Origin of the sequence: Kitasatospora sp. NPDC059722 (genome assembly GCF_042733235.1) — a bacterium.
Lineage (GTDB): Bacteria > Actinomycetota > Actinomycetes > Streptomycetales > Streptomycetaceae > Kitasatospora.
Genome location: NZ_JBHWGD010000018.1, coordinates 25,917 through 42,860, shown reverse-complemented (window position 1 = coordinate 42,860; position 16,944 = coordinate 25,917). Strand labels below are relative to the sequence as shown.

The 16,944-nt window shown below is 73.8% G+C and carries 16 protein-coding genes; 12 read left to right on the top strand and 4 right to left on the bottom strand.

The features are described from left to right. Positions 1-32 precede the first annotated feature (32 nt). Complete coding sequence (locus ACFV4F_RS14645; protein WP_380442066.1) at positions 33-515, top strand: MarR family winged helix-turn-helix transcriptional regulator; 483 nt, start codon at positions 33-35, stop codon at positions 513-515. Here ACFV4F_RS14645 and ACFV4F_RS14640 read toward each other — a convergent pair. Beyond that, entirely contained in the window at positions 512-904 is a 393-nt protein-coding gene (locus ACFV4F_RS14640; protein ID WP_380502497.1) for a MerR family transcriptional regulator, read from the bottom strand. The two genes, ACFV4F_RS14645 and ACFV4F_RS14640, sit on opposite strands and share 4 nt — an antisense overlap. 164 nt (positions 905-1,068) lie before the next feature. Here ACFV4F_RS14640 and ACFV4F_RS14635 point away from each other — a divergent pair, with 164 nt between their 5' ends. From ACFV4F_RS14635 to ACFV4F_RS14620, 4 genes are all read left to right on the top strand, one after another. After that, positions 1,069-1,563 (top strand): peptidylprolyl isomerase, encoded by a 495-nt coding sequence (locus tag ACFV4F_RS14635; RefSeq protein ID WP_380442063.1) that lies wholly within the window; start codon positions 1,069-1,071, stop codon positions 1,561-1,563. A 230-nt stretch (positions 1,564-1,793) separates the two neighbouring features. Beyond that, a complete protein-coding gene (locus ACFV4F_RS14630) occupies positions 1,794-2,249 on the top strand; it encodes a barstar family protein (RefSeq protein WP_380502494.1) in 456 nt (151 codons plus the stop codon). 196 nt (positions 2,250-2,445) lie between these two features. Beyond that, positions 2,446-2,877 (top strand): GNAT family N-acetyltransferase, encoded by a 432-nt coding sequence (locus ACFV4F_RS14625; RefSeq protein ID WP_380502491.1) that lies wholly within the window; start codon positions 2,446-2,448, stop codon positions 2,875-2,877. A 126-nt stretch (positions 2,878-3,003) separates the two neighbouring features. Then, positions 3,004-3,816 (top strand): arylamine N-acetyltransferase, encoded by an 813-nt coding sequence (locus ACFV4F_RS14620; RefSeq protein ID WP_380502489.1) that lies wholly within the window; start codon positions 3,004-3,006, stop codon positions 3,814-3,816. A gap of 64 nt (positions 3,817-3,880) precedes the next feature. On the opposite strand, the gene ACFV4F_RS14615 is transcribed toward ACFV4F_RS14620, so the two are convergent. Then, entirely contained in the window at positions 3,881-4,582 is a 702-nt protein-coding gene (locus ACFV4F_RS14615) for a phosphotransferase (RefSeq protein ID WP_380502486.1), read from the bottom strand. A gap of 138 nt (positions 4,583-4,720) precedes the next feature. On the opposite strand from ACFV4F_RS14615, the gene ACFV4F_RS14610 reads away from it, so the two are divergent. Further along, complete coding sequence (locus ACFV4F_RS14610) at positions 4,721-5,308, top strand: hypothetical protein (RefSeq protein ID WP_380442053.1); 588 nt, start codon at positions 4,721-4,723, stop codon at positions 5,306-5,308. Positions 5,309-5,414: 106 nt separating this feature from the next. On the opposite strand, the gene ACFV4F_RS14605 is transcribed toward ACFV4F_RS14610, so the two are convergent. Then, positions 5,415-6,740 (bottom strand): LCP family protein, encoded by a 1,326-nt coding sequence (locus ACFV4F_RS14605; RefSeq protein ID WP_380442051.1) that lies wholly within the window; start codon positions 6,738-6,740, stop codon positions 5,415-5,417. A gap of 418 nt (positions 6,741-7,158) precedes the next feature. On the opposite strand from ACFV4F_RS14605, the gene ssuE reads away from it, so the two are divergent. The 6 genes from ssuE to ACFV4F_RS14575 all read left to right on the top strand — a co-directional run bounded on the left by ssuE (position 7,159) and on the right by ACFV4F_RS14575 (position 15,303). Beyond that, on the top strand, positions 7,159-7,713 hold the full coding sequence (ssuE, locus tag ACFV4F_RS14600; protein ID WP_380497262.1) for an NADPH-dependent FMN reductase: 555 nt from the start codon (positions 7,159-7,161) through the stop codon (positions 7,711-7,713). Between the two features lie 322 nt (positions 7,714-8,035). Next, positions 8,036-8,824 carry an ABC transporter ATP-binding protein gene (locus tag ACFV4F_RS14595; protein WP_380442047.1) on the top strand — a complete coding sequence of 263 codons (789 nt, stop codon included), beginning with the start codon at positions 8,036-8,038 and terminating at the stop codon, positions 8,822-8,824. 16 nt (positions 8,825-8,840) lie between these two features. Further along, complete coding sequence (locus tag ACFV4F_RS14590) at positions 8,841-11,411, top strand: ABC transporter permease (protein ID WP_380502597.1); 2,571 nt, start codon at positions 8,841-8,843, stop codon at positions 11,409-11,411. A 133-nt stretch (positions 11,412-11,544) separates the two neighbouring features. Further along, positions 11,545-13,572 (top strand): hypothetical protein, encoded by a 2,028-nt coding sequence (locus tag ACFV4F_RS14585; protein WP_380502483.1) that lies wholly within the window; start codon positions 11,545-11,547, stop codon positions 13,570-13,572. 18 nt (positions 13,573-13,590) lie between these two features. Further along, entirely contained in the window at positions 13,591-14,631 is a 1,041-nt protein-coding gene (locus tag ACFV4F_RS14580; RefSeq protein WP_359973141.1) for a glycosyltransferase family 2 protein, read from the top strand. A 42-nt stretch (positions 14,632-14,673) separates the two neighbouring features. Further along, positions 14,674-15,303: an acyltransferase gene (locus ACFV4F_RS14575; protein WP_380502481.1), complete on the top strand. Its 630-nt coding sequence runs from the start codon at positions 14,674-14,676 to the stop codon at positions 15,301-15,303. A 5-nt stretch (positions 15,304-15,308) separates the two neighbouring features. Here ACFV4F_RS14575 and ACFV4F_RS14570 read toward each other — a convergent pair whose 3' ends face one another. Next, the gene (locus ACFV4F_RS14570; protein ID WP_380502478.1) at positions 15,309-16,829 is read right to left on the bottom strand and encodes an LCP family protein; all 1,521 of its coding nucleotides are present in this window, start codon (positions 16,827-16,829) and stop codon (positions 15,309-15,311) included. Positions 16,830-16,944: the final 115 nt, after the last annotated feature.

Sequence of the window (16,944 nt, the reverse complement as noted above, 5' to 3'; positions counted from 1 at the left end):
GCATGCGCACGCAACTCGGTACGATGAACGGCATGAACCGTGCCGACCTCACCCTGGGCCCGCTGCCGGAGCGCGATCACGCCTTCTACGGGCTGGTCTGGGCCGGTGCCACGCTGGCCGCCCGGGTGGACCGGGAGCTCGCCCGGGTCCACGGGCTGCCGCTGTCCTGGTTCGAGGTGATGCTGTGGCTCAACGGGCAGCGGGAGCCGGTCGCCGCCTCCGACCTCGGGGCGAAGACGATGCTCAGCCGCAGCCAGGTGTCCCGGGTGGTCGACGCCCTCGCCGGGCGCGGACTGGTGGCCCGCTCGGCCTCCGACTCGGACGCCCGCTCGGTGCGGATCGAACTGACCGAGCAGGGCCGGGCCGCGTTCGCCGAGGCCGACGCGACCCGGCGGGCGGTGCTCGCGCCGGTCTTCGACGACCGGCTCGACGACGCCGACATCGCCGCGCTGGAGACGGTCTGGCGCAAGCTGAAGGAGCCCCGGCCCGACCGGGCGCCGGACGGGACCCGCTAGCGCGCCTCGCGCCCGGCCGGGCCGAGCGCCGGGCGGCCGGAGGCGGTCTGGATCACCTCGTCCAGGACCTCGCGCGAGCGGACCAGGTCGGCGATCATCCGGTCGATCCGCTCCCGCTCGGCGGTGAGCTCCTCGACCAGCAGCGGGGTGGCGATCTCGTTCGGGCCGCCGTCGGCGTCCCGCATGCAGGGGAGGATCTCGTAGATCTTGCGACTGTGCAGTCCGGCCGCGAACAGCTCCTGGATGAGGATGACCCGGTCCACCGCGCCGTCCGGGAAGTCCCGGTGCCCGCCCAGGGTGCGGTCGGGGGCCAGCAGGCCCTGCTTCTCGTAGTAGCGCAGGGAGCGCTCGCTCACGCCCGTGCGCCGGGCCAGTTCACCGATCCGCATGCCGCCCACCCCGTCGTCGCGATCGAACGCCCGCCCCGCTCGAAGCCGACCCCGATCGTAACGTCCGTGCCCGGTGCGGCGGGGCGGTACGGGACGACACCGAGGTGGCGCCGGACCGTCGGGGGTGTCGCGCGTCGGAGCGTCGGTCGTGCCATGATCCCTGCATGGCTTCCAACGTTTTCTTCGACATCACGATCAACGACGAGCCCGCCGGCCGGATCGTCTTCAAGCTGTACGACGACGTCGTCCCGGTCACCGCCCGCAACTTCCGCGAGCTCGCCACCGGCCAGAACGGCTTCGGCTACGAGGGCTCCGGCTTCCACCGCGTCATCCCCGACTTCATGCTGCAGGGCGGTGACTTCACCAACCACAACGGCACCGGCGGCCGCAGCATCTACGGCGAGAAGTTCGCGGACGAGAACTTCGAGATCAAGCACACCAAGGCCGGCCAGCTCTCGATGGCCAACGCGGGCCGCAACACCAACGGCTCGCAGTTCTTCATCACCACCATCGCCACCAACTGGCTGGACGGCAAGCACGTCGTCTTCGGCGAGGTCGTCGAGGGCATGGACATCGTGAAGCTCATCGAGTCCAAGGGCTCGCAGAGCGGCCGCACCTCGGCCAAGGTCACCATCGCCAAGTCCGGCATCGTCGAGTAATCACCGGTGCGTGGCCGGGCTCCCGCCCGGCCGACCCGGTACCGCGTACCGCCCCGTCGTGGAAAGTCGGATCCGCCGACTTCCCACTCGGGGCGGTGGCGTTTCCGGGCGTCCGTCCGGACGCGTTCCCGCATGCCGAGGCGCTGCCGCACCGGACCCGTCGGCCGGCCGGGTGAGCCCCCGGCGCGGCGGCGTCCGGCGCCGGCGGGCGGGGCGGTAGAGCTACCGTCGTGACGCACCCCAGCCCACCGGAGAGACTGCTCGCCGGGGCCCGGTGGGACCTGTTCCCCGGGCACCCGTGGGCGGGCCTGGCCCGCGTCCCCGCCGGGGACGTCCGCCGGGTCGCGATCGACGGCGGCGCGTGCCGCACCAAGGCCGGCCTGCTCACAGCTTGGGCGCGCGCCCTCGACTTCCCCGCGTACTTCGGCCACAACTGGGACGCCTTCGAGGAGTGCCTGGGCGACGTCCTGCACCCCGCCGGGGAGCCGGACCGGCCGCCGCCCCGGGTGCTCGTCGTCCTCGCCGGCGCGGACGAGCTCCTCGCCGACGCGCCGGAGGCCGAACTCACCACGCTGCTGCGGATCCTGGATGCCGCCGCCGTCGACCACCTGCTCGCCGTGCTGTTCGCGGCGCAGGACCCGTCCGCCACCGCGTACCGGTTCAGGGCGGCGGCCCGCGCGCTGTGAGGGGGCGGAGTGGGGTGGTGATCAACTGGCCGTTACTGCAACGGAATTCGGCCAGTTCACCCGCGCGTCGCGACCAGTGCGCCGGAAAGCGGCGCACCCGAGGGACGGCGCGGCTAGGGTCCAGCGCCATGAGCGAGCGAATGGTCGAGAGGTGCGTGTGGGCGAATGCCCCCGCCGAGCGCAGCGAGGTGGGCGCATGAGTCTTGATGTCGAGGTCGTCCGGGAGGCGACCGACGAGCTGGTGGCCGCGTTCGCCGGTCTGCTCCCGCAGCTGTCCGGTTCGGCCAAGCCGTTGGACCACGCGGCGCTGGCCCACCTGGTGGCCTGCGACTCCAACACGCTGCTGGTCGCCCGCCTCGACGGGGTGATCGTCGGCACGCTGACCCTGGTGCTGTCCCCGCTCCCGTCCGGCCTGCGGGCGCGGATCGAGGACGTGGTCGTCGACGCGGAGACGCGCGGCAAGGGCGTCGGCGCGGCCCTGACCGACGAGGCCGTGCGGCTGGCGCGCGAGGCCGGCGCCCGGACCCTGGATCTGACGTCCCGGCCGTCCCGCGAGGCCGCGAACCGCCTCTACGAACGGGCCGGCTTCCAGGCCCGGGACTCGAAGGTCTACCGCTACGCGGGCTAGCTCTTCCGCCCGCTGCGCGGGAAGTCGGCCGGCCCGACGTCCCGCGCAGCGGCAGTGCGGGTGGGGCCGAGGGCGTAGGACCAATGGACGATGGCCGACCGGCCCGCGTCCGGGTGGAATGGTCGGATGGATCACGCGCCACGCACCGAGCAGCCGTACGGCGGCCTCACCGCCGCCCAGCGGTCCGCCTACCTCGACCGCATCGCGCTCCCCGAGCCCGGCGCGCCGTCCCCGGAGGCGCTCGCCCGGCTCCAGCTCGCGCACCTGCGGGCCGTCCCGTTCGAGAACCTGAGCATCCACCTCGGCGAGCCCGTCGTCCTCGACCCGGACGCCCTGGTGGCGAAGGTCGTGACCGCCCGCCGCGGCGGCTTCTGCTACGAACTCAACGGCCTCTTCGCCGAGTTGCTCGGCTCGCTCGGCTACCGGGTGAGCCTGCTGGCCGCCCGTGTCTTCGACGGCGAGCGGCCGGGACCGCCGTTCGACCACCTCGCGCTGCGGGTGGACCTCGACGAGCCGTGGCTGGTCGACGTCGGCTTCGGGCGTTTCAGTCGCGGCCCGCTGCGGCTCGACGGACGCGGCGAACAGGCCGACGCCCACGGCACGTTCACCCTCGTCCCGGCCGGCGCGCACGGAGACCTGGACGTCCTCCTGGACGGCACGCCGCAGTACCGGCTGGGCCTGCGCCCGTACGAGCTCGCCGACTTCCGCCCGACCTGCTGGTGGCAGACCACCTCGCCGGACTCCCCGTTCACCCGCTCGACGACCTGCTCGATGCTCACCGCCGACGGCGGCCGGGCGACCATCGCCGGCAACCGCCTGATCACCACCACCCCGGCCGGCGAGCGCAGCGAGCTGACGCTCACCGACGACGAGGCCCTGGCGGCCTATCGCACCCGCTTCGGGATCGCGCTGGACCGCATCCCGCAGGGCCCGCGCTGACGCCCGAAGGTCTACCGCTGCGCGGGCTGGTGCCCGCGCAGTGGCGCCGGTGGGGCCGAGGGCGTCAGGGCCGCTCCGGCCGCCCGCCGCGCGCCTCCGGGCCGGCCACGCCGAGTGCCAGCGCCTCCGCCGCGTCGAGCCGGGCCACCTCCGCCGCGTCCAGGGTCGGGTTGGCGGCCCGGCGGGCCCGGGCGGCGGGGAGGTCGCCCGGCCCGCCGAGGTGCCGCACCAGCGCCGCCAGCACGGCCCGGGCGGCCGTCGCGAGGCCGGCGGGCAGCGTGAGTACGACCTCCGCCATGATCAGCGCCGACGTGCCCATGTCCAGGGCGGGCGGGCCTTCCGCGGCCGTCGCCCAGTCGATCACCACCGGCCCGCGCGGCGTCATCAGCACGTTCTCCGGGTGCAGGTCGAGGTGCAGGATCCGGTGCGCCGGGTCGGTGCCCGTGCGGGCCGGGACGGCGTGCAGCCGCCGCAGCAGCCCGGCCAGCAGTTCGCCGGCCGCTCCGGGCGCGAGCTCGCCCGCCACGAGGGCGTCGCGCATCGTCGGGCCGGTGAGGCGCTCCAGGACGAGTTCGCCGGGCGCGGCCCCGGGGCTCGCCCCGGGCACCGGGTAGCCGTGCTCCGCGAGGTGCCGCATCACGGCGAGTTCGCCGGACGCGTCGCTGCCGTCCCGGTACCGGCGCAGCACCCGGTGTCCGTCCAGGGCGAAGACGTCGGCCGTCCGCCCGCGCCCCAGGAGCGCTCCGGTGCCGCTTCGTTCGTCCACGGGGGGCAGGGTAGCGCCGGGCCCCGGCCGTCCGGGCCGGAATCACACAATCACTCCGGGTGTCCGCGCGGTCGCCGTAGGCTCTCCTCGCGCGGCCGAGCCGCGCTCAACTCCACTCTCCGCCAAGGTGGTTCACCGATGGAGCAGCCGATGGAAGCGATGGGGCAGGGCCTCGACGACGCCGAGGTGACGTACGAGCAGGTCACCGTGGTCTCCCTCGCGGCGGGCGAGCCGGCCAATCCGGCGCGCGTCCCGGTCCGCGTCTCGCGCGAGGTGATGACGGTCAAGCGCGTGGCGAGCTACTGGGTGCGCTGGGACGAGCGGCGCGGCCCGGACGACATCCGCCACCACGCGCGGTGGGTGCCCGACGAGGAGTACGTCCGCCCGGAGCCGGGGAGCCCGGACGGCACGCTGACGGTCACCGTCGCCGCGTACTGGACGTACCGGGCGGGCGGGCGCCCGCGCCGCCGCACCAGCGAGACGGTGGTCGCCTTCCGCCCCGGCGAGACCGAGCACGAGCTCGTCCTCGAACGCCCCGATCCGCAGCACCCGGCCGCCCTCGCCGTGCACCTGGCGGACGCCCGCTGGGTGGACGGCGGCCGCGCGCGGGAGATCCACTACGGCTACTCGGGCCCGACCGAGGCCGGGGGCGCCGGCGACGGCGAGGGGGAGTGGCTGGTGCGCTTCCCGGAGTACGTGACCGGCCTGCAGCCGATCGGCCGGTAGGGGCCCGGCCGGCGGCGGCCGGCACGTCCGTCCCGGAGAACGCGAGCGCCTCCTGGACCAGGCGGCCCAGGAGGCGGTGGCGGCGGTGGAGCGGCGGGTGGGTCCGCTACTTGACGTCCGGCACGGGGGTGTCGTTCTTGAAGGCGTCGAACACCTGCTTGGCCTTGGCGGAGTCCCACTTGACCGCCGACTCCCCGGTGGTGGTGCGGAAGTCCGGGTTGGAGATCGGGATGGTCAGCGTCTTGCCGCTGCCGCCGTTGACGTCCTTCATCGCGAGGAAGAGCGAGCCGAGGTCGGTGAGGCCGGTGTCGTTGTCGACGATCAGCGTGCCGAGGCCGGCGTCGACCAGCGGGTAGAAGGTGAACGGGTCGAGCAGCGTGCCCGGGGAGGCCGCCTGGTGGGCCAGGGCGGCGAGGAACTTCTGCTGGTTGCGCATCCGGCCGAGGTCCTGGTCGGCCATCTGGTGGCGCTGGCGGACGAAGGCGAGGGCCTGGGTGCCGTTGAGGGTCTGGTCGCCGGCCTTGAGGTCGAGGCCGGAGTCCCGGTCCTTGATGTCCTGGTCGATGTGCATCTGCACGCCGCCGACCGCGTCGACGATGCCGACGAAGCCGGAGAAGCCGATCTCGGCGTAGTGGTCGATGCGGATGCCGGTGTTCAGCTCGATGGTCTGGACGAGCAGCCGGCCGTTGCCGTTGGCGAAGGCCGAGTTGATCTTCGAGTTGGTGCCCTTGAGGGTCTTGCCGCTGCTGGTCTTGTACTCCGGGATCGGCACCCAGGAGTCGCGCGGCACGCTCAGCAGGGTGTTCCCGTTGTCCCCGACGTGCAGGATCATCATCGAGTCGCTGCGCTTGCCCTCGACGTCGTGGCCGGTGTGGAGGTTCTCCTCCTGGGCGTCGGTGAGGCCCTCGCGGCTGTCCGAGCCGACGATCAGCCAGTTGGTGCCCTTGCCGGCCGCCGGGCGGCCGGGGTAGTCGGCGAGCACGTTGTCGTGGTTGATCTTGGAGTCGGCCCAGAAGTAGGTGGAGACGGCCGTCACCATGATCGCGACGAGCAGGCCGAAGACCGTCCACTTGGCGATCCGGCCCTTCGACCAGCCCCTGCGCCCGGCGGGGCCCGGCGCGGACGGGCGGGTGCCGCCGGGGGCGCCCGGACCACCAGGGCCACCCGGACCGCCCGGACCACCGGGGCGGCCGGGACCGTCGGGCCGGCCGGGGCCCTGCGGCGGGACGCCGCCGGTGCGGGAGGGTTCGGGCCGGCGCGGCGCCGGGGCACCCGGCCCGCGCGGGTTCAGCCCGGCCGGCAGCGGCGGCTCGGCCGACGTGCCGCCCCCGCTGCGCCCGTACGCGCCGCCCCCGTCGCCGCCGCCGTACGGGGTCCCGCCGTTGTACGGGTTCCCGCCGCCGCTCGGGCGGCCCTCCTGCCACGTGTTCATGTGGACGAGGATGCCCGAAGGCGTCCGGCCTGACTCCCCCCGGGGGCTCCACCAGGCCTCTTGTAGCAGTTTTGATGCACGTGCCGGATCGTTCCGCCGCAACTTCCGCGCGTGCGCACGCCCGTGCGGGCGCCGGCTCGCCGGAGTGATCCGTCCCACTCCGGCGTTCACCTGCCGAAACGATTCTTGACCGCCCCGAACACGCCGTGTTTGCATTTTTGGCATGGATCAGCGAAGGACCCTCACGCGTCGGCGGCACGTCGACCTCAAGCGTGTGTCCCGTTCGCTCTGTCGTGGCTGACGCGCGCCCCGTCGAATTCCCCAACTCCCTTTCCCCGGGCGGCGGAAGCACCGCCGCTCCGCCGCAGCGGCAGCGCCGCCGCACCGCGTCGTCCCCGCTTCCCGCAGAGGTGAACCCATGGCCACCGTCCTGTCCGTCTCCGGCTCCCCGTCCGCGACCTCCCGCACCACCCGCCTCCTGCGCCACGTGGACGGGTGGCTCGCGGCCCGCGGCCACCACGTGATCCCGTTCGAGGCCCGCCACCTGCCCGCGCACGCCCTGCTCTCGGGCGACTTCGACCATCCCGAGATCGCCGCCGCCGTCGAGCTGTTCGCCCGGGCCGACGGCGTCGTGATCGGCACCCCCGTCTACAAGGCCGCGTACTCCGGCCTGTTGAAGGCCCTGCTCGACGTCCTGCCGCAGTACGCGCTCGCCGGCAAGGCCGTCCTGCCGCTCGCCACCGGCGGCTCGCCCGCGCACGTCCTCGCCGTGGACTACGCGCTGCGTCCGGTCCTCAGCTCGATGGGCGCCGGCCACGTCACCCAGGGCTGGTTCGTGCTCGACCGCCACGTCACCGCCGGGGAGGACGGGACGACCGTCGTCGAGCGCGAGACCGAGGCGCTGCTCGCCCCCGTCGTCGACGGCTTCGCGGTGGCGCTGGAGCGGCTCGCCGCCCCCGCCCTGGCCGGCTGACGAGCCGCGGCCGGGGGCCCGTACGGGGCGTCCCCGAGAAGGGCCGCGGCGACCCCTAGGGGGAGGGCCGCCGCACCCCGTACAACTCCCGTTGGCCCGCTTCATCCCGGCGGAGGACGAGCGCTCCGTCCGCCGCTCCTAACGTGGTTCATACATCCCCGCCCGTCCGGAGCCGGCCCGATTTCCTCGGGTCGGCGGCCCGGTGCGCCGGGCAGGGTGGGGACAACCCCCGGTCGAGGACTACCGCTTCCACCATGTCGCCGGACAGGTGGGGACGACCAGGCTGGGGGCCAACGGGTGGGCCATTCCTTAGGAGACTCCAGTGACGACGGCAGCAGCAGCCGTGTTCGACCACCAGCTTCCCGGCGGCGAGTCCGCCGTCGCCGCCTCGGCCCGCCAGGTCACCAAGGCGTACGGCGCGGGCGAGACCAAGGTCACCGCGCTGGACGCGGTCGACGTCGACATCCAGCGCGGTCGCTTCACCGCGATCATGGGCCCCTCCGGTTCCGGCAAGTCGACCCTCATGCACTGCCTGGCCGGCCTCGACACGGTCAGCGGCGGGCGGATCCGGATTGGCGGCACCGAGATCACCGGCCTCAAGGACAAGCAGCTGACCAGGCTTCGCCGGGACAAGATCGGCTTCATCTTCCAGGCGTTCAACCTGCTGCCCACGCTGAACGCGCTGGAGAACATCACGCTCCCGATGGACATCGCCGGCCGCAGGGTCGACGAGGCCTGGCTGGCCCAGGTGGTGGAGACCGTCGGCCTGGCCGGCCGGCTCAAGCACCGCCCGACCCAGCTCTCCGGCGGCCAGCAGCAGCGCGTCGCGGTGGCGAGAGCCCTGGCCGCCCGCCCCGAGATCATCTTCGGCGACGAGCCCACCGGCAACCTCGACTCCCGGGCCGGCGCCGAGGTGCTGACCTTCCTGCGCCGCTCGGTGGACGAACTCGGCCAGACCATCGTCATGGTGACCCACGACCCGGTCGCCGCCGGGTACGCGGACCGCGTGCTCTTCCTCGCCGACGGCGTGATCGTCGACGAGATGCACTCCCCGACCGCCGACTCCGTCCTGGAGCGCATGCGCCGCTTCGACGGCAAGCGCACGAGCTGAGCGGGCGGGACGACGCATCATGATCCTCAAGACGTCACTGCGGAGCTTCTTCGCCCACAAGGGCCGGATGGCGCTCTCCCTGATAGCCGTCGTGCTGTCGGTCGCCTTCGTCTCCGGAACCCTGGTCTTCTCCAACACCGCGACCAGCACCTTCGACAAGCTCTTCGCCGCGACCGCCTCGGACGTCTCCGTCCAGCCGCCGAAGCCGGCCGAGGACGACCAGCAGCAGCCCGGCGACAAGCCGCCGGTGCTCCCGGTCGCGCTCGCCCAGCAGGTCGCCGCGGTGCCCGGCGTGAAGACGGCCGTCGGCCAGGTCATGGTCGGCGACGCGATCCTGGTCGACCCGGCCACCAACAAGCTGATCGGCCCGACCAGCGGCGCCCCGACCCTGGTCGGCAACTGGGCGGACACGCCGCGCAACCCGGTGCGCATCACCTCCGGCCACGTGCCGCAGAACGCGGGCGAGCTGGTGCTCGACGCCGACACCGCGAAGAAGGCCAAGCTCGGCCTCGGCGGCAAGGTGCGGGTCGACAACGCGAGCGGCAAGCACGAGTTCACCATCGCGGGCATCGCGACCTTCACCACCACCAACCCGGGTGCGGCGCTCGCCTTCCTGGACACCCCGACCGCGCAGCAGGTGCTGCTCGGCGAGGCGGCCTACACCTCCGTCGAGGCCTTCGGCGACGGCAGCCGCAGCGACGCGCAGCTCAAGACCGACACCCTCGCCACGCTGGGCGGCGGCTACCAGGTCAAGACCGCGGCCGAGCAGAAGGACGAGAACAACAAGAGCATCGGCAGCGGCCTCGACTTCATGAAGTACGCGATGCTCGGCTTCGCCGGCGTCTCGCTGCTCGTCGGCGGCTTCCTGATCATCAACACCTTCTCGATGCTGGTCGCCCAGCGCACCCGGGAGATCGGCCTGCTGCGCGCCATCGGCGGCAGCCGCGGCCAGGTCAACGGCTCGGTGCTGGCCGAGGCGCTGATCCTGGGCGTGCTCGGCTCGACCCTCGGCATCGGGGCCGGCCTCGGCATCGCGGTCGGCCTGATCCAGCTGATGAACGCGATCGGCATGGACCTCAAGGCGAGCGACCTGCAGATCGGCCCGGACGTCTTCGTCGCCGGGTACGCGGTCGGCATCCTGATCACCGTCGTCGCGGCCTGGATCCCGGCCCGCCGGGCCGGCCGGATCGCGCCGATGGCCGCCCTGCGCGACCACGGCACCCCGGCCGAGGCGCGGGCCAACGCGGTCCGTACGGTCCTCGGCCTCGTCCTCACCCTGGGCGGCGGCGGTCTGCTGGTGCTCGCCGCGAAGGCGGAGAAGGCGGCGACCGGCGGGCAGTACCTGGGCCTCGGCGTGCTGCTGACCCTGATCGGCTTCGTGGTGCTCGGCCCGCTGCTGGCCACCGCCGTCATCAGGGTGCTGGGCGCCCTCCTGCCGGCCCTGTTCGGCCCGTCCGGCAAGCTCGCCCAGCGCAACGCGACGCGCAACCCGCGCCGCACCGGCGCCACCGCCGCCGCGCTGATGATCGGCCTGGCGCTGGTGATCGGCTCCTCGGTGTTCAGCGCCTCTGCGGTCACCTCGGCCAGCGCGCAGATCGACCGCTCGGTGGGCGTGGACTACATCGTCCGCGGCGGCGGCGCGCCGATCACCGCCGAGATGACGGACGCGGTCCGCAGGACCCCGGGCATCGACCACGTCACCACCGAGAAGGACTTCGACGCGAAGGTCCAGCTCGCCGACGGCAAGAGCAAGAAGGCCGGGATCGCCGCCGTGCCGCCGAGCTTCTTCGGCACGGATTTCCACCTCCCGGTCGCGTCCGGCACGGCCGACTCGATCGCCCGCGGCTCGCTGGGCATCGGCGAGAACTTCGCGAAGGACAACGGCCTCAAGGTCGGCGACACCGTCACCGTGACCTACGGCAAGGGGTACACCCAGCAGCTGACCGTCGGCGTGGTGTTCGGCAAGAAGTCGCTCTACGGCGACGCCTCCTTCGTCGACACCGCGACCATGGCCAAGGTGGTCCCGGCCGCCGACCAGCCCGTCGACCGGGTCTTCTACGCCAAGGCGGCCTCCGGCGCCGACGTCGCCAAGACGCTGACCGCCCTGCAGGACGCGCTCAAGGAGTACCCGCAGCTGACCGTCAAGGACCAGGCCGGCTACAAGGAGCTCGTCCAGTCCCAGGTCAACACCCTGCTCTACCTGATCTACGGGCTGGTCGGCCTCTCGATCACGGTCGCCGTGCTCGGCGTCGTCAACACCCTGGCGCTGTCGGTGGTCGAGCGGACCCGCGAGATCGGCCTGCTGCGGGCGATCGGGCTCTCCCGCCGCCAGCTGCGCCGGATGATCCGGCTGGAGTCCGTGGTGATCGCGGTCTTCGGCGCGGTCCTCGGCACGGTGCTCGGCCTCGCCTGGGGCGTCACCGCCCAGCAGGTGCTGCGCGACCAGGGTCTGGACACGCTCTCCGTCCCGACCACCACGATCGCCGTGACGCTGGTCTCCTCCGTGGTGATCGGCCTGTTCGCGGCCCTCTTCCCGGCCTTCCGGGCCGGGCGCATGAACGTCCTCGCGGCCATCGCGACGGACTGACCCGGCGGCGGGGGACGCCGGGAAAATCGGGGGAGCACGGGGGAACGGGGGAACGGGGGCGCAGGGGCCGGGTGCGAACGAGCACCCGGCCCCTGCGGCGTCCCCGCACCCACCGGGCTGGGATGATCGTCCGATGGTCGCCCCGGACGCCCCGCCCCTGCCCAGCGCCGCGCCCCTCACCACGGCCGCCGCCGACCGCTGGCGCGCCGCCCACCGCTTCCGGCGGCTCGACAGCCGCTGGCTCGCCCTGGTCCCGATCGCCTTCGTGGCCTTCGCCACCGCCGTCGAGCCGACCGGCACGCACTGCAACGCCGCCGGCATCTGCGCCGACACCTGGGGCGACGAGATCGCCGCCTGGTCGGTGATCGCCGAGACGATCCTGCTGCTCGCCCGGGTCCGCGCCCGGGCGCTGGTGCCGCCGGCCGTCCTCGCGGTGCTCTGGTACGTCCCGGACGGACTGGTCACCACCGCCGGCCGCTGGACGGCGGTCCTGGTGCACGTCCTGCTGTCCGTCGTGCTGGTCGGCGCCGAACTCGGCCGCCGCCGCGCCCGCCAGGACCTCGACGAGCTGATGGCCCCGCCCGTCCCGTACCCGTGGACCGCCGCGGGCGCTCCGTCGCCCGTCACCCCCGGCCGCCCGCCCGTGGTGCGCCGCGCGCTCGGCGCCGTGCTGCTGGCCGTCGCGCTGGTGATCCCGCTGTACGGGCTCTGGGCGGAGGCCGGGGAGGCCGACCACCGCGGCCGGGCGACGGCGGTCACCGGCACGGCCGGCGCCACCGACGAGGACGGCGTGCTGACCGTCCGCTACCGCCCGCCCGGCGGCGGCCCCGAACGCACCGTCGGGCTCGACCTCACCTTCGCCCGGCCGCCGCAGCCCGGCGACGCCGTGCCGCTGCTCGTGGACGGCGACTGGGCCCGCGCCGCCGGCGTCGAGTACAGCCCGGTGGAGGACGTCTTCGGCGCCGGCCTCGTCGCGCTGACCGGCCTGCTGGTGCTCGCCTCCGCCGCCGGGGCCGAGGCCCGGCGCCGGCGGCCCGCCTTCGCGGGCTCCGCCCCCGCGCTCGCCGTCCGGGTCCGGGCCGACAGCGGGGGCGACCTGCTCGTGGAGCCGCTGGACGGCCCGCCGGGCGGGCCCGCGCTGTGGCGGCTGGTCGAGGACGAGGGCTACCGGTGGGCCCGGTACGGCGCCGGGGACGGCACCGGCCCCGGGTGGGTGCCGCAGCGCGAGCAGACCCCGGACATGGAGGGCGACTTCCTCTACCCCGACTACGCGCTCGACATCCACGACGAAGAAGAAGACGGGGACGAGGAAGACCACCACGACCACCACGACCACGACCCCGGGATCCCCCTCCCGCCCACCGAAGCCGCCGCCCGCCTCGCGCGCGCCGAGCTGAGCGTCGACGCCGTGCTCTACCAGGGCCCCGACGGCCCGGAACGCCAACTCCTCGTCCGCCCCGGCCTGCTGGAGCACGAGCCGCACTGGCTCGCCGCTGTCGTCGCCCCCGCCCCGAGGGACCCCCGGCTCGGCCGGGACCGCCGGCGCTACCGGAACCCGGACCTGACGGTCTCCGCGCTGACCGCCGAGACGGTCGCCGCCGCCCCCGAACCCGGCCCCGGCACCGAGCCGATGACCGCCCGCCGCTGGGAGATGCCGTTCGTCCTGCGCGCCGCGGCCGGCCCGGCCGCCGCCGTCCTGCTCGCCGCGCTCGTCGTCCTCCTCGACGCCGACGGCTGGTGGAACGGCCTGGTCCGCCCGCTCTGGACGGGCTGCGTCGGGATCCTCTTCTGCGCCCGCCCGCTGTCCTGGCAGATGGTCGTCGACCGGGACGGCCTGCGGGTCGCCACCACGCTGCGCAGCCGCGTCTTCCGGTGGCAGGAGATCAACGCCGCCGCCGTGCACCGCAACGCCCTCACCGTCCAGCTGCGCTCAGGCCAGGACGTCACCGTGGCGAGCCGCCCGGCGGCCTGGCTGGCCGGCCACTTCGGCGACCGCTGCGACCCGCGGGAACTGGCCAGGACCGTCGCCACCGCCGCCCACCGGCCCGACCTGCGGCCGTCCGTCCGGCTGCCGGACCGGCTCGGCAGTCCGCAGCACGTCCTCAACCGGATCGCGCTGCTCGGCTTCGCCGCCTTCACGGTCGTCCACTACCTCCGCTGACCGGTACGGTTGGCGGCGATGAACACCAAGGCTGCTGAGGAGCTGCCGGCGGTCTCCGTGATCATGCCGGTGCTCAACGAGGAACGTCACCTGCGCACGGCCGTCCGGCACATCCTGGAGCAGGAGTACGCCGGCCCGATGGAGGTGGTGATCGCCCTCGGTCCGTCCACCGACCGCACCGCCGAGATCGCCGCCGAGCTCACCGCCGAGGACCCCCGGGTCCGGACCGTGGAGAACCCCACCGGCCGCACGCCGGCCGGTCTCAACGCGGCGATCCGCGGCTCGCGCCACCCGATAGTGGTGCGCGTGGACGGCCACGGCCTGCTGACCCCCGGCTACGTCGCCACCGCCGTCCGCCTGCTGGACGAGATGGAGGCGGCCAACGTCGGCGGCATCATGCACGCCGAGGGCGAGACGGAGTGGGAGAACGCGGTCGCCGCCGCGATGACCTCCAAGATCGGCGTCGGCAACGCCGCCTTCCACACCGGCGGCCTGGCCGGCCCCGCGGACACCGTCTACCTCGGCGTGTTCCGGCGCGAGGTGCTGGAGAAGCTGGGCGGCTACAACGAGGAGTTCATCCGCGCCCAGGACTGGGAGCTGAACTACCGCATCCGCCAGGACGGCGGGCTGATCTGGTTCACCCCGCAGCTCAAGGTCACCTACCGCCCCCGGCCGTCGGTCCGCGCCCTCGCCAAGCAGTACAAGGACTACGGCCGCTGGCGGCGCGTGGTCACCCGCTACCACCGCGGCTCGGTCAACCTGCGCTACCTGGCCCCGCCGGCTGCGTTCCTCGGCGTCACGCTCGGCCTGGTGCTCGGTGCCGCCGTCCACCCGGTCTTCCTCGCGGCGCCCGGCGCGTACCTGCTCGGGATCCTCGGCGGCTCGGTGGTCGAGGGCCGCGGCCTGTCCGCCAAGGCGAAGGCGCTGCTCCCGGTGGCCCTCGCGACCATGCACCTCAGCTGGGGCTTCGGCTTCCTCACGTCGCCGCGCTCGCTGGCCCGCAAGGTCATCGGCAGCACCGCGCCCACCCCGGACAACGTCCTCGCCGACGCGCGCTGATCCGCTCGCGCGACCCCGGCCACGGCACTAGGGTCGTCCCCCATGGGGACGGTTGAGGGCGGGTCCGCGGCCGGCCCGCGCATCGCGCCGAGCGCGGACGTGGACGAGCGGGCCGCCATCGGCCCCGGGACGACGGTCTGGGACCTCGCCCAGGTGCGCGAGCACGCGGTGCTCGGCGCCGAGTGCATCATCGGCCGGGGCGCCTACATCGGCCCCGGCGTCCGCATCGGCGACCGGGTCAAGGTGCAGAACCACGCGCTGGTGTACGAGCCGGCCGTGATCGAGGACGGGGTGTTCATCGGCCCGGCCGTCGTCCTCACCAACGACCGCTACCCGCGCGCGATCGAGCCGGAAGGCCGGCTGAAGCGTCGATCCGACTGGCGCGCCGAGGGGGTGACGCTCCGTCAGGGCTGCTCGATCGGTGCCCGGGCCGTCCTGGTCGCCGGGGTGACGGTCGGCCGCTGGGCGCTGGTCGCGGCGGGCGCCGTGGTCCACCGCGACGTCCCGGACCACGCGTTGGTCGCCGGCGTCCCCGCCCGTCGGATCAAGTGGGTCGGCCGCACCGGCGAACCCCTCCGTTCCGTCGGCGGGGGGCACTGGCACTGCCCCCGCACCGGCGACCGCTTCGTCGCGGCGGACGGCATCCTCACCCGCCTCCAGCAGCCCTCGTAGGAAAGCTACTTCGCGCACACGTCGGTGTCGTCGGCCTGCACCCGCTGGAGGTCGGCCGGGGCCTCCGCCGGCGCCGCGGACGGTGCGGCGGGCGCCGCGAGGGCGTCCTTGCCGAGCACCAGCACCAGCGGCCCCTTCGCGGCGGCCTTCGGATCCGGCCGAGCGGCGTCGCCGGGCAGTCCGAGGGCGGCGGCCAGTGTGGTCGCCGCCTCCTCCTGCCCGGCCGGGTACGCGATCGAACTGGTGGCCGCCACAGGCGCGTTGGGGCCCGTCGCGGCCTTGGTGAAGCCCTTGGCCCTGAGTCTGTCCACGGTCGCGCCCGACTGTCCCTGTGCCCCGCTGCCGTTGCGGACGGTCACCTGGACGTCCTTCGGGTCCACCGCCGGCGCCGCGGGCGTGCCCGGCGCGGCCGTGGTCTCCGGTGCGGCGGGGGCGGCGGTGGCGCCCTGCGAGGTCTCGGTCAACGAGCGGTCGGCCGCGATCATCGAGAACAGCCGGCCGGCGTCCGGCTGTTTGAGGATCACCCGGTTCTCGTCCTTCGGGTCGTCGAGCACCGGCACGGTGGCGAAGGTGATGTTCTTGGTGTCCACCGCGCTGATGTCCAGCGCCAGGTCCTTGAGCTTGTCGACGCTGCCGATGCCGGAGTCGACGGTGAGCGCCTTGGTGGCGGCGTCCGCGAGCTTGTAGAGCTTGGCCGGGCTGGTCAGGGTGTCGTCGCCCTTGACCTTGCGGATCATCGAGCTGATGAACTGCTGCTGGAGCGGGATCCGGCTGAGGTCGCCGCCCGTCCCGACCACGTGCCGGGTGCGCACGAACGCGAGCGCGTCGTCGCCCTGGACGACGTGCCGGCCCTTGGTCATCCTCAGGTGCGACTTCGGGTCGTTGATGTCCTTCGCGGCGCACACCTCGACCCCGCCGACTGCGGTGGACAGCGTCTTCACCGCCTCGAAGTTCACCTGGACGAAGTGGTCGACCCGGATCCCGGTGACCTTCTCGACGGTCTTCCAGGAACAGCCCGGGTCCCGGCCCGCCTGCCCCAGGCTGTTGTTGAACATGTCCCGCGCGGAGCCGGGTATCGACTTGCCGTCCGGCGCCCGGCATTCCGGGATCGGCACCATCAGGTCGCGCGGGATGCTGATCACCGTCGCGTTGGAGCGGTCCTTGGCGACGTGGAAGAGCAGCGTGGTGTCGGCGTGCCCGGAGCTGCCCGCGTCGCCGTAGTCGCTCCCGAGGCCCTCGCGGCTGTCGGTGCCGAGCACCAGGATGTTCAGCGCGTCCCCGGCCGCCCTGGGCCGCTCGGCCTCGTCGCCCAGCTGGACCTTGACCGAGGTCAGGTTGTTGTTGAAGTGCTCGTACAGGTAGTACGCCCCGCCGCAGCCGGCGGCCATGACCAGTGCGCCCGTCCCGGCCGTCCACTTGAGCGTCCGGCGCCGGCGCCGCGTGCGCCTGGCGGCGGCCGCCCGCCGCTGCGCCGTCCGGTGGCCCTGCCCGCTGTACTCACCGGTTTTCGGTTTGTCCTTCTGCACGGGATTCCCTACGTCCGGCCGGTCACGGTGGTGCGGCACACCGGGGCGATGGGCCGATCCGGACACAGTAGACGAGCCGAACGGGGGAATTGTTCCGGGTATGATGTCCGTCACA

What these genes read in the sequence shown, in the direction of transcription:
- ACFV4F_RS14645 (WP_380442066.1), top strand. Translation starts at nt 33, where the DNA reads ATGAACCGTGCCGACCTCACCCTGGGCCCGCTGCCGGAGCGCGATCAC.
- ACFV4F_RS14640 (WP_380502497.1), bottom strand. Translation starts at nt 904, where the DNA reads ATGCGGATCGGTGAACTGGCCCGGCGCACGGGCGTGAGCGAGCGCTCC.
- ACFV4F_RS14635 (WP_380442063.1), top strand. Translation starts at nt 1,069, where the DNA reads ATGGCTTCCAACGTTTTCTTCGACATCACGATCAACGACGAGCCCGCC.
- ACFV4F_RS14625 (WP_380502491.1), top strand. Translation starts at nt 2,446, where the DNA reads ATGAGTCTTGATGTCGAGGTCGTCCGGGAGGCGACCGACGAGCTGGTG.
- ACFV4F_RS14620 (WP_380502489.1), top strand. Translation starts at nt 3,004, where the DNA reads ATGGATCACGCGCCACGCACCGAGCAGCCGTACGGCGGCCTCACCGCC.
- ACFV4F_RS14610 (WP_380442053.1), top strand. Translation starts at nt 4,721, where the DNA reads ATGGAGCAGCCGATGGAAGCGATGGGGCAGGGCCTCGACGACGCCGAG.
- ACFV4F_RS14605 (WP_380442051.1), bottom strand. Translation starts at nt 6,740, where the DNA reads ATGAACACGTGGCAGGAGGGCCGCCCGAGCGGCGGCGGGAACCCGTAC.
- ssuE (WP_380497262.1), top strand. Translation starts at nt 7,159, where the DNA reads ATGGCCACCGTCCTGTCCGTCTCCGGCTCCCCGTCCGCGACCTCCCGC.
- ACFV4F_RS14585 (WP_380502483.1), top strand. Translation starts at nt 11,545, where the DNA reads ATGGTCGCCCCGGACGCCCCGCCCCTGCCCAGCGCCGCGCCCCTCACC.
- ACFV4F_RS14580 (WP_359973141.1), top strand. Translation starts at nt 13,591, where the DNA reads ATGAACACCAAGGCTGCTGAGGAGCTGCCGGCGGTCTCCGTGATCATG.
- ACFV4F_RS14575 (WP_380502481.1), top strand. Translation starts at nt 14,674, where the DNA reads ATGGGGACGGTTGAGGGCGGGTCCGCGGCCGGCCCGCGCATCGCGCCG.